We start from the raw sequence: 13,118 nt of genomic DNA, 5'->3' as shown, positions 1-13,118 counted from the left end.
AATCGGCTTTCTTGAAGGGGAAGGCGGGGCGTGGGACCTGGGCGGGCGGAAGACCGTGGCGCCACCGAGGACGGACCGTCGGCACCGCGCGATTGTTCCCGAATCCAGAAGACGATTCCGCCTCGTCAGGTGTCGCGGTCGGGATGCTGGAAGGAAACGATACGGGAGAGGAATTCCAGCGAGGCGCTGTCCTGCTCGGTGCGGCGCGTCGGCAGCGCCGCCAGCGTGTCGGTGAACGGCAGCCGCCCCTCCACGCCGTACTGGATGTGCGGGGGAAACAGCGCCGGGGTGTCGAACGCGCCGGCCGCCAGCGCCACGCCGTCGGGCGCCTCGTAGGTCAGCGGGGTGCCGCACTGGTTGCAGAAGCCGCGCTCCACCAGATTGGAGGAGGCAAAGCGCGTGGGCTGGCCGCGCGTCCACTCCAGGGTGGCGCCGCGGGTGGACACCAGCGGCGCGTAGTACGCACCGAACGCCTTCTGGCACATGCGGCAGTGGCAGATCGAGGCGTCGTCCAGCGTCCCGCTGACGCGAAAGCGCACCGCCCCGCACTGACACCCGCCGCTGTACTCGCCCATCGTCCGCCGCCTCGCTCAGTACTTCTGCTTCTTGCGCTTAGCCGGGAACGCCCGCGGCGGCTGCTCGTCCGCGGCGGCCCCGTCCTGGCGCAGCTCGACCAGCCGGAAGTCGATCTTGCGCTCCTCCATGCTGGCCTTCATGACCTGCACCTGGACCGCATCGCCCAGGCGGAACTCCATGCCGCGGCGCTCGCCGGAGAGCGTCTTGCGGATCGGGTCGAAGTGGTAATAGTCGTGCGGCAGCTGGGTCACGTGGACCAGGCCGTTGACCTTGGACTGGTTGAGCTCGACGAACAGCCCGAAGCTGGTCACCCCGCTGATCACCCCGTCGAAGATGCCGCCGACATGCTGCTCCATCCACGCGGCGCGGTAGCGCTCGTCGACCTCGCGCTCGGCCTCGTCGGCACGGCGCGCACGCTCGGAGCACTGCAGCGACAGCGCGGCCATCTCGCGCGGGCTGTACTGGAACTTCTCCACCGGCTTGCCGCTGAGGGCGTGCTTGATCGCGCGGTGGACCAGCAGGTCCGGGTAGCGGCGGATCGGCGAGGTGAAGTGCGCATAGGCGTCCAGCGCCAGGCCGAAGTGGCCGGCGTTGTCCGGGGTGTACACCGCCAGGCTCTGGCTGCGCAGCACCACCGACTCCAGCAGGGCCACGTCCGGGCGCTGGCGGATCTTGTGCAGCAGCGCGGTGAAGTCGCGCGGCTCGACCTTGCTCCACGGCGGCATGGACAGCTTGAATTCCTTGAGGAACTCCAGCAGGTCGGCGTATTTGGACTCCGGCGGACGCTCGTGCACGCGGTATGGCGCCGGCACACCCTTGGCCAGCAGATAGCGCGCGGCCTGCACGTTGGCCGCGATCATGCATTCCTCGATCAGCTTGTGCGCGTCGTTGCGCACCTGCATGCCGGCCTGGGTGACCTCGCCCTTGTTGTCCAGGACGAAGCGCACTTCGCTGGTCTCGAACTCGATCGCGCCGCGCTTCTGCCGCGCCTTGGCCAGCAGGCCATACAGCGCGTGCAGGCGCTGCACGTGCGGCAGGATGGCCGGGCCGATCTGGGCCTGCGCCTCGGCGTCGTCCTCGCCCACCGCCTTCCACACCTGGTCGTAGGTCAGGCGCGCATGCGAGCGCATCACCGCCTCGTAGAACTTCGACTCGGTGACCTCGCCGTTCTTGTTGACCTGCATGTCGCACACGAAGCACATGCGGTCCACGTTGGGATTGAGCGAGCAGATGCCGTTGGACAGCGTCTCCGGCAGCATCGGCACCACGAAGCCGGGGAAGTACACCGAGGTCGCGCGCAGCTGCGCCTCCTCGTCCAGCGGGGTGCCCGGGCGCACGTAATGCGATACGTCGGCGATGGCCACCACCAGCCGGTAGCCGGAGCGGTTGCTGATGCGCAGGCCCTTGCGGTTGGACTCGCAGTAGACCGCGTCGTCGAAGTCCTTGGCGTCGGCGCCGTCGATGGTCACCAGCGGCATGTCGCGCAGGTCCACGCGCCCGCCGATCATCGAGGGCTCGACCTTCAGCGGCACCGCGGCGGCCTCGTCCAGCACGGCCTGCGGGAACTCGTAAGGCAGCTCGTGACCGTGGATGGCGGTCTCCACCACCAGCGAGGGGGTGAGCTTGTCGCCGAGCACGGCGATGATCTTGCCGATCGGCTCGCGGCGCCCGTCCGGCGCATGGGTCAGCTCGCACACGACCAGCTGGCCGTCGCGCGCTTCGCCGCGCGCGTCGGGCGGGATCATCACGTTGCGCTGCATGCGCTTGTCGTCGGGCACCACGAAGCTCACGCCCGCCTCGATCGCGAAGCGGCCGATCAGCCGGTGCACGCGGCGCTCGAGCACTTCCACGATCGCGCCCTCGCGGCGGCCGCGCCGATCCATGCCGGTGACGCTGGTCAGCACGCGGTCGCCGTGCATGACCTTGCGCATCTCGAACGGCGGCAGGAACAGGTCGTCGCCGCCCGCCTCGGGCCGCAGGAAGCCGAAGCCTTCCGGGTTGGCGATCACCACGCCCGGCACCAGGTCCATCTGCTCGGCCGGCGCGTAACCGCCGCGGCGGTTGAGCAGCAGCTGGCCGTCGCGGACCATCGCATTGAGGCGCTTGCTCAATGCCTCGAAGCGGTCCGGCGCGGTCAGGTCGAGCTTGGCCGCCACTTCCTCGGCGGTGAGCGGGCCTTCGCTGGCGGCCAGCGTGCCCAGGATCACTTCGCGGCTGGCGATGGGCTGGGCGTAGCGCTCGGCCTCGCGGGCGGCATGGGGGTCGACGAAGCCGGCGTGGCCCGCGCCCTGCGCGGGCACCACCACGCGCGGACCGCGCGGGCGGCGTTCGAACGGGCGCGGCCCCGCATCGCGCGGCCGGTCATCGCCGCCGCGGCGCCCGCCGGACGCACTCTTGCCGGGGCGCGCCGGGGCGGGCGCGTCGGGCTGTTGCGGCATCCAGGGGGGGAGCGACTTGCCGGCGGGCTTCTTTCCGCCGCCGGCGGCATTGCGTGATTTGGAAGGCGAAGCCTTGCCCGATGGGGGGTTGCGTCCGCCCGATCCAGTTTTTTTGGTCATGCGCGCATGGTACACCGCCGGCCCGCGCTTCCCCGGCGCGATAACGTGCGCCGCGTTGACAATCCGCGCCGTTCACCCCACCATACGCGCCCCGTTGCCCAGGTGGCGGAATTGGTAGACGCACTAGTTTCAGGTACTAGCGGGTAAAACCGTGGAGGTTCGAGTCCTCTCCTGGGCACCAACGGATCGGCAGGTCACTGCCACACATCAAACCCCGCCAGCGCGGGGTTTTTTGTTGCTCTTTTCCTTGGCGAGAGAATCTTGGCGCGCGGGCTTTCTTGGCTTCGGTTTGTGCGGTCGTCGAGTCCCTCGCCCTTGCGCAGAGCGCGATCAGTGACGGGATGGCTTCGACTTGAGGCCCCCTCCCTTGCGCGCAGCGCAGGGGAGGGCTGGGGAGGGGTCGGGGCTTTCCCGGGCAAGCCACCGAAGCAAGAGCAAAAGCACCCCTCCCCGGCCCTCCCCTTCGCCTGCGGCGAAAGGGAGGGGGCAAAGCGCTTGCTCAATGCCTCCGGGTCGAGCGGAGTCCTGATCTCTTCGCTGTAGAGCCTCGACCAGGCAGGGTCGAGGTTGGTAAACGAAGCGAGCTCACCGGCCGCAAACGCATCAACAGGTCCGCGTCGCCGCACTCCGGCGAGGCGACTTTCCGATCTTCCTGCCCAGGCGCGCGATGCGATGTGCAAAACCTGTTGACGTGCGCCCCGCCCTGACCGCAGAATGCGCGCCCCGTTGCCCAGGTGGCGGAATTGGTAGACGCACTAGTTTCAGGTACTAGCGGGTAAAACCGTGGAGGTTCGAGTCCTCTCCTGGGCACCAACGGATCGGCAGGCCACTGCCACACATCAAACCCCGCCAGCGCGGGGTTTTTTGTTGCCACCGCGGCGCGCCGCTTCAGGCCCAGGCGCCTACACCGTGCGCGTGGAGGCCCGGGCTTAAGCTGGCGCGCGCCCTTCCCGGAGCCATCGCGTGTCACTGGAACCTCAGCAGCTGCTCTTCCTGGTCATCCTGGCGGTGACGCTGGCGCTGTTCGTCAGCGAGAAGCTGCGCGTGGATCTGGTGGCGATGCTGGCGATGCTGGCCCTGACGCTGACCGGCATCCTCAACCCGCGCGAGGCGCTGGCGGGCTTCTCCAGCGAGCCGGCGATCATCGTGGCCGCGGTGTTCGTGCTCTCGGCGGGCCTGGCCGCCACCGGCATCACCGACCGCATCGGCCAGGCCATCGGCCGGGCCGCCGGTGGCAGCGAGTGGCGCACCATCGCGGTGGTGATGCCGGCCACCGCGGCGCTGGCCGCGTTCTCGCACCATCTGATGGTCACCGCGATGATGCTGCCGATCCTGATGCGGCTGGCGCGCGAGCAGAAGCTGGCGGCCTCGCGCCTGCTGATGCCGATGTCGCTGGCCGCCTCGCTGGGCACCACGCTGACCCTGATCAGCGCACCGGCCTTCCTGCTGGCCAACGATCTGCTCAAGCGCTCGGGCCAGGATGGGCTGGGGTTCTTCGCCATCACCCCGATCGGCGCGGTGCTGGTGCTGCTGGGCACCGTCTACATGCTGCTGGGCCGCTGGCTGGTGCCCAAGCGCAGCGGCGAGTCCAGCAGCGACAGCTACATGCGCCTGGAGCGCTACTACACCGAGCTGGTGGTGGACGAGGACTCGCCGTGGATCGGCCAGACCTACGAGGCCTTCCGCACGCATTTCGGCGAGCGCCTGCAGGTGGTGAACTGGCTGCGCCACGGCGTGCGCCGGCCCCGTCAGCGCGCCGACAGCCCGCTGCAGCGCGGCGACGTGCTGCTGGTGCGCGCCTCGCCCGACGAGATCGCCTCGATCAAGGACGAGCCCGGGCTGTCGCTGCACGCGGTGGTCAAGTACGGCGAGCAGCCGCGCGAGGATGCGCGCAAGACCGAGCTGCTGGGCGAGGAACAGCTGGTGCAGGCGGTGGTGGCGCCGCATTCGGAGTTCGTCGGCCGCAGCGTGGCCAGCATCGACTTTCTGCATACCCTGGGCGTGGTCGTGGTCGGCCTGTGGCGCAAGGAGGGCTGGCTGCACGGCGAGCTGTCCGAGGTGGTGCTCGAGGAAGGCGACCTGCTGGTGCTGTGGGGCCGGCAGAACATCTTCGGCAAGCTGGCCCAGCACCATGGCTTCCTGATGCTGATGCCGTTCGAGGCGCATCAGCGTAGCCGCCGGCGCGCGCCGCTGGCCCTGGCGATCATGGTGGCCTCGGTGGCCGCCGCGGCCACCGGCTGGCTCACCCCGCAGATCGCCTTCCTGGCCGGCGCGGTGGCCATGATCATCACCCGCTGCGTGGGCGTGGAACGCGCCTACGAGGAAATCGACGTGCGCATCTACGTGATGATCGCCGGCGTGATTCCGCTGGGGATGGCGATGGAGAAGACCGGCACGGCCGCCTGGTTCGCCGACATCCTCGGCCGCCATGCCGCGCACTGGAGCGCGCTGACCCTGCTGCTGGTGATGTTCGCCAGTGCCGCGCTGCTGACCCAGATCCTCTCCGATGCGGCCACCACCGTGCTGCTCACGCCCATCGCCCTAGCCATGGCCCAGGCGCTGGGCGAGCCGCCGACCCCGTTCGTGATCTGCATCGCCATGGGCGCGGTGGCCTCGTTCCTGACCCCGATCGGCCACCACGGCAACCTGCTGATCCTCAACCCGGGCCAGTACACCTTCGGCGACTTCCTGCGCGTGGGCGCGCCCCTGACCGCGCTGATCGCCCTGGCCACGGCGTGGATGGCGCGCTGGATGTGGCTGGGCGGCCCGCTGCTGCCGTTCGGCTGGGGCGGCTGACGCTAGGGCCCGCCGTGTCGCGGGCACTGCGACGGGCGGGGGGCTAAAATCGGCGGGTTCACCTCAACCGCAGTGCCGCATGACCGACGACGCCATCCGCCCCACCTTCCACGGATTCGAACAGATCCCGCTGCGCGAGTACGCCGAACGCGCCTACCTGGACTACTCGATGTACGTGGTCCTGGACCGTGCCCTGCCCTTCATCGGCGACGGGCTCAAGCCGGTCCAGCGCCGCATCATCTATTCGATGAGCGAGCTCGGCCTGGGTGCCGCCGCCAAGCCGAAGAAGTCGGCGCGCACCGTCGGCGATGTCATCGGCAAGTACCACCCGCACGGCGATTCGGCCTGCTACGAGGCGCTGGTGCTGATGGCCCAGCCGTTCTCCTACCGCTATCCGCTGATCGACGGCCAGGGCAACTTCGGCTCGTCCGACGATCCCAAGTCGTTCGCGGCCATGCGCTACACCGAGTCCAAGCTCACCCCGATCGCCGAAGTGCTGCTGGGCGAGCTGGGCCAGGGCACCACCGACTGGTCGCCCAACTTCGACGGCACCCTGGAGGAGCCGACCTGGCTGCCGGCGCGCCTGCCGCACCTGCTGCTCAACGGCACCACCGGCATCGCCGTGGGCATGGCCACCGACGTGCCGCCGCACAATCTGGGCGAGATCGTCAGCGCGCTGATCCGCCTGATCGACGACCCCGACGCGACCGTGGCCGACCTGTGCGAGCACGTGCGCGGCCCGGACTACCCGACCACCGCCGAGATCATCACCGCGCCGGCCGACCTGCGCGCCATGTACGAGACCGGCAACGGCAGCGTGCGCGCCCGGGCGACCTTCACCCGCGAGCACGCCAACATCGTGGTGACCGCCCTGCCCTACCAGGTCTCCCCGTCCAAGGTGATCGAGCAGATCGCCGCGCAGATGCGCGCCAAGAAGCTGCCCTGGCTGGAGGACATCCGCGACGAGTCCGACCACGAGAACCCGGTGCGCGTGGTGCTGATCCCGCGCTCCAACCGCGTCGATGCCGATCAGCTGATGGGCCATCTGTTCGCCACCACCGACCTGGAGAAGAGCTACCGGGTCAACCTCAACATCATCGGCCTGGACGGTCGCCCGCAGGTCAAGAACCTCAAGTCGCTGCTGAGCGAATGGCTGGGCTTCCGCTACGACACGGTCACCCGCCGCCTCAAGCACCGCCTGGAGAAGGTCGAGCGCCGCCTGCACCTGTTGGAAGGCCTGCTGACCGCCTTCCTCAACCTGGATGAGGTCATCCGCATCATCCGCAGCGAGGACGAGCCCAAGCCGGCGCTGATCCAGCGCTTCGCGCTGTCCGAGGACCAGGCCGACTACATCCTGGAAACCCGCCTGCGCCAGCTGGCCCGCCTGGAGGAGATGAAGATCCGCGGCGAGCAGGCCGAGCTGGCCAAGGAGCGCGAGAAGCTGATGGCCACGCTGGATTCCAAGACCAAGCTCAGGAAGCTGGTCAAGGACGAGCTGCTGGCCGACGCCAAGAAGTTCGGCGACGAGCGCCGCTCGCCGCTGATCGCCCGCCAGGCCGCGCAGGCGCTGGACGAGACCGAGCTGGTCGCCAGCGAGGCGATGACGGTGGTGGTCTCGGAGAAGGGCTGGGTGCGCGCGGCCAAGGGCGGCGACATCGACACCGCCAAGCTGTCCTATCGCGATGGCGATGGCCTGCTGGCGGCGGTGCGCGCGCGCAGCAACCACCAGGTGGCGTTCCTGGATTCGACCGGGCGCGCGTACTCGACCGCGGTGCACACCCTGCCCTCGGCGCGCGGCAACGGCGAACCGCTGACCGGGCGCTTCTCGCCGGCGGCCGGCGCCTCGTTCCAGGCCCTGGCCTCGGGCGAGAACGACACCCGCTTCGTGCTGGCCTCCTCGCACGGCTACGGCTTCGTCACCCGCTTCGAGAACCTCACCAGCCGCAACAAGGCGGGCAAGGCGATGTTCAACCTCACGCCCAACGCCAAGGTGCTGCAGCCGGCGCTGGTGGCCAACCCGGCCACCGACCGTATCGTGGCGGTGACCAGTGCCGGCAACCTGCTGGCGATCGCCGCCAGCGACCTGCCCGAGCTGGACAAGGGCAAGGGCAACAAGCTGATCGACATCCCCAAGGCCAAGCTGGCCACCGAGCGCGTGGTCGCCATCGCCGCCATCGGTCCCGGCGGCACGCTGGCCGTGCACAGCGGCGCGCGCACCATGACCCTGTCGTTCAAGGACCTGGATCTGTATACCGGGACGCGTGCTACACGGGGGATGCTGCTGCCGCGCGGTTGGCAGAAGGTGGACGGCCTGGATGTCCAGTAAGACCAAGTGATGACGCCAGACGCCGCCGTCCTGATGGCCGCCTACAACCGCTGGATGAACCGGCGGATGTACGAGGCCGCGGCGCAGCTGCCGGAGGCGGCGCTGCGCCAGGATCGCGGCGCCTTCTTCGGCTCCATCCAGGCCACGCTCAACCACATCGCCGTGGGCGACACGATCTGGCTGCACCGCTTCGCGCAGCCGGAGCCGGCCTCGGCGCTGCGCGAAGCGCTGCGGCCCTTTCCCCTGCCGACCTCACTTCGGCATGAGCTGGCGGGTTCCTTCGCCGAGCTGCAGCGCTACCGGGCCGCGCTGGATGCGGTCATCGCGCAGTGGGCCGGCACGCTCACCGAGGCGCGGCTGGAAGGCGAGCTGGTCTATCGCAATACCGCCGGCAAGACGTTCACGCGTTCCTGGCGGCAGCTGGTCCTGCATTTCTTCAACCATCAGACGCATCATCGCGGCCAGGCCAGCACGCTGCTGTTCCAGGCGGGCATCGATGTGGGCGTGACCGACCTGATCGCGCTGCCGACCGAGGCGCTTTGAATGCAACCGGACTTCTGGCTTCAGAAATGGCAGGACAACCAGATCCCCTTCCACCAGCACAAGGTGATGCCGCTGCTGGAAAAGCACTGGCCGGCACTGCAGCTGCCCGCCGGCAGCCAGGTGCTCGTGCCGCTGTGCGGCAAGTCGCTGGACCTGGCCTGGCTGGCCGCGCAGGGCCACCGTGTGCTGGGCCTGGAGCTGTCGCCGCTGGCGGTCGCCCAGTTCTTCGCCGAGCACGGGCTGACGCCGCAGACCCGCGTCACCCGCTACGGCACCCATTACACGGCCGGCGCCATCGAGCTGATCTGCGGTGACGTGTTCGATGTCGATGCCGAACTGCTGGCCGACTGCGCCGGCGTCTACGACCGCGCCGCGCTGATCGCCCTGCCCGAACCGCTGCGGGCCCGCTACGTGGACGAGGTCTACGGACGCCTGCCGGCGCACTGCCGGGCGCTGCTGATCACGCTGGAATACGCCCAGCATGAGCGCGCCGGCCCGCCGTTCTCGGTCGATGCGGACGAGGTGCAGGCCCGCTATGCCGCGCACTGGACCATCGCGCCGCTGGAGCGGCGCGAGATCCTGGCAGATGAGCCGCGCTTCGCCGCCGACGGCATGACCGCGCTGCACACCACGGTCTACCGGCTGCAGCGGCGCTGATTCGCCGACCGCGTGCGCCATTGCCGCGCCCGCGGCCAAACCGCCTGGGGCCTTCAGCCCAACAGCATCTCCAGCACGGCCATGCGGATGGCCACGCCGTTGCCGACTTGGCGCAGGACCAGCGACTGCGGGCCGTCGGCCACCTCGTCGGTGATCTCCACGCCGCGGTTGATCGGGCCCGGATGCAGCACCACCGCCTCGGGCGCGGCGCGCTTCAGGCGCGCGGCGGTCAGGCCGTAGTCGCGGTGGTAATCCTCCAGCGAGGTCACCAGGCCTTCCTCCATGCGCTCGCGCTGCAGGCGCAGCATCATCAGCACGTCGGCGCCCTCCAGGGCGGCATCGAAATCGCCGGTGGTGCGGCAGCCGTCGCACACCTCGCCGCCGGGCAGCAGCGTGTCCGGCGCGCACAGGGTGATGTCGGTGGCACCGAGCGTGCGCAGCGCATGCAGGTCCGAGCGCGCCACGCGCGAATGCTTGATGTCGCCGACCATCACGATCTTGAGTTTGGAGAAATCCGGGCCCTTGGCCTGGCGGATGGTCAGCACGTCCAGCAGACCCTGGGTGGGATGCGCGGCGCGGCCATCGCCGGCGTTGATCACCGTGGTGCCCTCGTGCGCGTGCGCGGCCAGCATCTGCGCGGCGCCGTCGTCGGGATGGCGCACCACGAAGCCGCGCACGCCCATCGCCTCCAGGTTGCGCAAGGTGTCCAGCGCGGTCTCGCCCTTGCGCGCCGAGGAGGTCGAGGCGTCGAAATTCACCACGTCCGCGCCCAGGCGCTGGGCGGCGATCTGGAACGAGCTGCGCGTGCGCGTGGAGGGCTCGAAGAACAGCGTGCACACCGTGCGCCCGACCAGCGTGTCGCGCTTGTGCGTGCGGCCCAGCGCGGTGTCGCGGATCATGCCGGCGCGGTCGAGGATGCGGCACAGCGTGTCCTTCGGCAGGCCCTCCAGGGTCAGCAGGTGCAGCAGGCGTCCGTTGGAATCCAGTTGGCTCATGGTGTGCTCGTGGTGAGGCGAAGGAGCCGCGCGCGCGGCGCGCGGCGGGAAGGAATCAGGCGATCGGCACCGCGCCTGCCCGGGCGCGGGCGCTCATGGCACATGCGTGGCGTCCTGCGGGGCGGCCAGCCAGCGCTCGACGATGACCGCCGCGGCCACCGCATCCAGCGCCGCGGCGTCGCGCTTGCGCTTGCGCCCCTGGGCGCGGTCGACCGCGAAACGCTGCGCGGCCTCGACCGAACTGGAGCGCTCGTCCACCAGCACCACCGGCAGCTGGTAGCGCTGGCGCAGCTCGCGGGCGAAGGCATGGGCGCGCTTGCGGATCGGCTGGTCGCCGCCGTCCAGGGTCATCGGGTCGCCGACCACGAAGCCATCGGGGCGCCATTCGCCGCGCAGCTTGTCGATGGCGGCCCAGTCCGGCCCGCCCGGATGCACATCGACCACGGCCAGCGCGCGCGCGCCGGTGCCGAAGGCGCTGGCCACGGCCACGCCGATGCGGCGTGCGCCCACGTCGAAGCCCAGGACGGTGCCGTCCAGCTTCATCGGCGCTCCGGGATCGAAAAGTGCGGCGCCGCCGGTCTCGGACGGCGCCCTGCGGCACGGTGTCCGGCCGCCGTCTTCATGCGTGTCCGCTGTAATCCGTCATGCGGGTCATGTCCACGCCGATGCGGCCGCCGGCGGCCTGCCAGCGCTGATCCAGCGGCAGGTCGAACAGCAGCTCGCCATCGGCCGGCGCGGTCAGCCAGCTGTTCTCGCCCAGTTCGAACTCCAGCTGCCCCGCGCCCCAGCCGGCGCAGCCCAGCGCGACCACGGCATGGGCCGGGCCGTCGCCGCGGGCCATGGCCTCCAGGATGTCGCGCGAGGTGGTCAGGTACAGGCCGGCGCCGATCTGCATGGTCGAATCCCAGTCCTCGCCGCCATCGTGCAGGACGAAGCCGCGCTCGGGATGCACCGGGCCGCCGTACAGCACCACGCGGTTGCGCAGCGCCTCGTCGCTGGTGTGCAGGTTCATCTGCTGCAGGACCTCGCCCAGCGTGTATTCCGAGGCGCGGTTGACGACCACGCCCATGGCGCCCTCGTCGTCGTGCTGGCAGATCAGCGCCACGCTGCGCGCGAAATGCGGATCGTCCAGCGCCGGGAGCGCGATCAGCAGCTGATTGGCCAGGGTGTCGGTCTGCAGGGGCATGCGGCCATTCTAGGGCATCGCCTGTCGGGCGCACGCCGCCGCGGCGCGGGCCGGTCACTTGCGTGCCTGCATGGCCCTGCCACACTCGGCCTCCAACCTGATGACGGAGCGCAGGCGGCAATGGGCACGATCGCGGTGGTGATGGTCGATGGCGTGGCGGACTGGGAGATCGGCGTGGTCCTGCCGGCGGCACGGGCGTGGTTCGGCGATACCGTGCTCAGCGCCAGCATCGACGGCAAGCCGGTGACCAGCATCGGCGGCCTGCAGATCGTCCCGCAATTCGCCCTGTCCGACCTGGCGCCGCTGGAGGCCGACCTGTGGATCCTGCCCGGTTCGGACCAGTGGCAGGCCGGCGAGATCCCCGGCCTGAGCGGCCTGCTGCGCGAGCGCGTGGCCGCCCAGCGCCCGGTCGCGGCGATCTGCGGGGCCACCCTGGCCCTGGCCTACGCCGGCCTGCTGGACGCGCGGCCGCATACCAGCAATGCGCTGGCCTTCCTGACCGAGCGCCTGGGCCCGGTCTATGCCGGGCAGGCCCATTACCGCCAGGAGAAGGTGGTCAGCGCCGACGGCGTGGTCACCGCGCCGGGCACCAGCCCGGTCAGCTTCGCCACGGCCTGCCTGCGCCTGCTGCATCCCGAGCGCGAGGACGACATCGCCAGCGTGAAAGCGATGTTCGCCGCGGAGTTCGCCGACTGACCTGATTGACAGGCTCAGCGCGGCCCCAAATCAGCCGACCGCGAAGGTCAGCGCGTGGTCCAGCATGAACATCGCCAGGACCACGAGAAACGGGCTGCGCAGCAACGGCCGCCCATAGGCGAAGCGGGCATGCAGCCAGAAGACGATGATCGCCAGATACAGCGCGATCATCGTGTAGATCACGCCCGCGAAGCCGCCGGCCAGGTGGATCCCCAGCCGCGCCAGACCAGGCTGGGCCACCATCAGCGCGGCAGCGACCACGAAGGCGACGTGCCAGAAGAAGCGGCGCCGGTACAGCAGCGCGAGCGCGTAGAACGCCACGAAGAACGCCGGATCTAACAGGAGGCCCGGTGAAAACCGTCGCTGCAGCCAGCCGACGCTGCCCGCGAACAGGACCACCAGCGCGATGGAAGCCCAGCCCAGCCAACGGTGCACGCGCAGCCTGCCCGCCTCGATCAGGAAGGGCTGCACGATCAGCAGCGCAAACCAGGCGACGCAGACGAGCGCGTGGAAGTGGACCGCGGCCGGCACGCCCGCGAAGTCCGGCGCGCGACTGAGATAGCCGAAGAACGGCGTGTCCGGGATACGCGGCGTGAAGCCGGCCAGGACCAGTGCCAGCAAGCCCAGGAAGAAGAAGCCGAGGTGGCGGTACGGGCGGCGCGTGGTCATGACGGAGAACTCGAGGGCTCGATGACACCAACGCCGCCTCGAGGCGGCGCAGGTCAGCCCCGGTTGAGCCGCGTCACCGGCATGGGCGGCCGATGACGCGCACGCGATCCAGCCAG

General features: G+C 69.9%; 11 protein-coding genes and 2 tRNA genes. 7 read left to right on the top strand and 6 right to left on the bottom strand.

Annotated features, from left to right (window positions below; all coding sequences use genetic code 11):
* Window positions 1-125 precede the first annotated feature (125 nt).
* Together QE438_RS02805 and rnr are read right to left on the bottom strand one after the other, a co-directional pair.
* The gene (locus QE438_RS02805) at window positions 126-575 is read right to left on the bottom strand and encodes a GFA family protein (RefSeq protein ID WP_130519176.1); all 450 of its coding nucleotides are present in this window, start codon (window positions 573-575) and stop codon (window positions 126-128) included.
* Window positions 576-590: 15 nt separating this feature from the next.
* On the bottom strand, window positions 591-3,014 hold the full coding sequence (gene rnr / locus QE438_RS02800) for a ribonuclease R (RefSeq protein ID WP_306992719.1): 2,424 nt from the start codon (window positions 3,012-3,014) through the stop codon (window positions 591-593).
* Window positions 3,015-3,230: 216 nt separating this feature from the next.
* Here rnr and QE438_RS02795 point away from each other — a divergent pair.
* The 6 genes from QE438_RS02795 (at window position 3,231) to QE438_RS02770 (ending at window position 9,456) form a co-directional block, all read left to right on the top strand.
* Window positions 3,231-3,315, top strand: a tRNA-Leu gene (locus tag QE438_RS02795).
* Between the two features lie 547 nt (window positions 3,316-3,862).
* A tRNA-Leu gene (locus QE438_RS02790) sits at window positions 3,863-3,947 on the top strand.
* A 156-nt stretch (window positions 3,948-4,103) separates the two neighbouring features.
* Entirely contained in the window at window positions 4,104-5,930 is a 1,827-nt protein-coding gene (locus QE438_RS02785) for an SLC13 family permease (RefSeq protein ID WP_306996161.1), read from the top strand.
* Between the two features lie 79 nt (window positions 5,931-6,009).
* Window positions 6,010-8,256 carry a DNA topoisomerase IV subunit A gene (gene parC / locus QE438_RS02780; RefSeq protein WP_306992721.1) on the top strand — a complete coding sequence of 749 codons (2,247 nt, stop codon included), beginning with the start codon at window positions 6,010-6,012 and terminating at the stop codon, window positions 8,254-8,256.
* A gap of 9 nt (window positions 8,257-8,265) precedes the next feature.
* The gene (locus QE438_RS02775) at window positions 8,266-8,799 is read left to right on the top strand and encodes a DinB family protein (RefSeq protein WP_306992724.1); all 534 of its coding nucleotides are present in this window, start codon (window positions 8,266-8,268) and stop codon (window positions 8,797-8,799) included.
* Window positions 8,800-9,456 carry a thiopurine S-methyltransferase gene (locus QE438_RS02770; RefSeq protein WP_306992726.1) on the top strand — a complete coding sequence of 219 codons (657 nt, stop codon included), beginning with the start codon at window positions 8,800-8,802 and terminating at the stop codon, window positions 9,454-9,456.
* 53 nt (window positions 9,457-9,509) lie between these two features.
* On the opposite strand, the gene QE438_RS02765 is transcribed toward QE438_RS02770, so the two are convergent.
* The 3 genes from QE438_RS02765 to QE438_RS02755 all read right to left on the bottom strand — a co-directional run bounded on the left by QE438_RS02765 (window position 9,510) and on the right by QE438_RS02755 (window position 11,637).
* Window positions 9,510-10,451 carry an aspartate carbamoyltransferase catalytic subunit gene (locus tag QE438_RS02765; protein WP_130519186.1) on the bottom strand — a complete coding sequence of 314 codons (942 nt, stop codon included), beginning with the start codon at window positions 10,449-10,451 and terminating at the stop codon, window positions 9,510-9,512.
* 93 nt (window positions 10,452-10,544) lie between these two features.
* Complete coding sequence (ruvX, locus tag QE438_RS02760) at window positions 10,545-10,994, bottom strand: Holliday junction resolvase RuvX (protein WP_130523622.1); 450 nt, start codon at window positions 10,992-10,994, stop codon at window positions 10,545-10,547.
* Between the two features lie 76 nt (window positions 10,995-11,070).
* On the bottom strand, window positions 11,071-11,637 hold the full coding sequence (locus tag QE438_RS02755; RefSeq protein WP_130529401.1) for a YqgE/AlgH family protein: 567 nt from the start codon (window positions 11,635-11,637) through the stop codon (window positions 11,071-11,073).
* A gap of 120 nt (window positions 11,638-11,757) precedes the next feature.
* On the opposite strand from QE438_RS02755, the gene QE438_RS02750 reads away from it, so the two are divergent.
* On the top strand, window positions 11,758-12,333 hold the full coding sequence (locus tag QE438_RS02750; RefSeq protein WP_306992730.1) for a type 1 glutamine amidotransferase family protein: 576 nt from the start codon (window positions 11,758-11,760) through the stop codon (window positions 12,331-12,333).
* A gap of 30 nt (window positions 12,334-12,363) precedes the next feature.
* On the opposite strand, the gene QE438_RS02745 is transcribed toward QE438_RS02750, so the two are convergent.
* On the bottom strand, window positions 12,364-13,002 hold the full coding sequence (locus QE438_RS02745; RefSeq protein ID WP_306992732.1) for a hypothetical protein: 639 nt from the start codon (window positions 13,000-13,002) through the stop codon (window positions 12,364-12,366).
* Window positions 13,003-13,118 lie beyond the last annotated feature (116 nt).

The organism is Pseudoxanthomonas sp. SORGH_AS_0997 (assembly GCF_031453535.1).
Lineage (GTDB): Bacteria > Pseudomonadota > Gammaproteobacteria > Xanthomonadales > Xanthomonadaceae > Pseudoxanthomonas_A > Pseudoxanthomonas_A winnipegensis.
This window is presented reverse-complemented; position numbering and strand designations above follow the sequence as displayed.

What these genes read in the sequence shown, in the direction of transcription:
- QE438_RS02805 (WP_130519176.1), bottom strand. Translation starts at nt 575, where the DNA reads ATGGGCGAGTACAGCGGCGGGTGTCAGTGCGGGGCGGTGCGCTTTCGC.
- rnr (WP_306992719.1), bottom strand. Translation starts at nt 3,014, where the DNA reads ATGCCGCAACAGCCCGACGCGCCCGCCCCGGCGCGCCCCGGCAAGAGT.
- parC (WP_306992721.1), top strand. Translation starts at nt 6,010, where the DNA reads ATGACCGACGACGCCATCCGCCCCACCTTCCACGGATTCGAACAGATC.
- QE438_RS02775 (WP_306992724.1), top strand. Translation starts at nt 8,266, where the DNA reads ATGACGCCAGACGCCGCCGTCCTGATGGCCGCCTACAACCGCTGGATG.
- QE438_RS02770 (WP_306992726.1), top strand. Translation starts at nt 8,800, where the DNA reads ATGCAACCGGACTTCTGGCTTCAGAAATGGCAGGACAACCAGATCCCC.
- QE438_RS02765 (WP_130519186.1), bottom strand. Translation starts at nt 10,451, where the DNA reads ATGAGCCAACTGGATTCCAACGGACGCCTGCTGCACCTGCTGACCCTG.
- ruvX (WP_130523622.1), bottom strand. Translation starts at nt 10,994, where the DNA reads ATGAAGCTGGACGGCACCGTCCTGGGCTTCGACGTGGGCGCACGCCGC.
- QE438_RS02755 (WP_130529401.1), bottom strand. Translation starts at nt 11,637, where the DNA reads ATGCCCCTGCAGACCGACACCCTGGCCAATCAGCTGCTGATCGCGCTC.
- QE438_RS02750 (WP_306992730.1), top strand. Translation starts at nt 11,758, where the DNA reads ATGGGCACGATCGCGGTGGTGATGGTCGATGGCGTGGCGGACTGGGAG.
- QE438_RS02745 (WP_306992732.1), bottom strand. Translation starts at nt 13,002, where the DNA reads ATGACCACGCGCCGCCCGTACCGCCACCTCGGCTTCTTCTTCCTGGGC.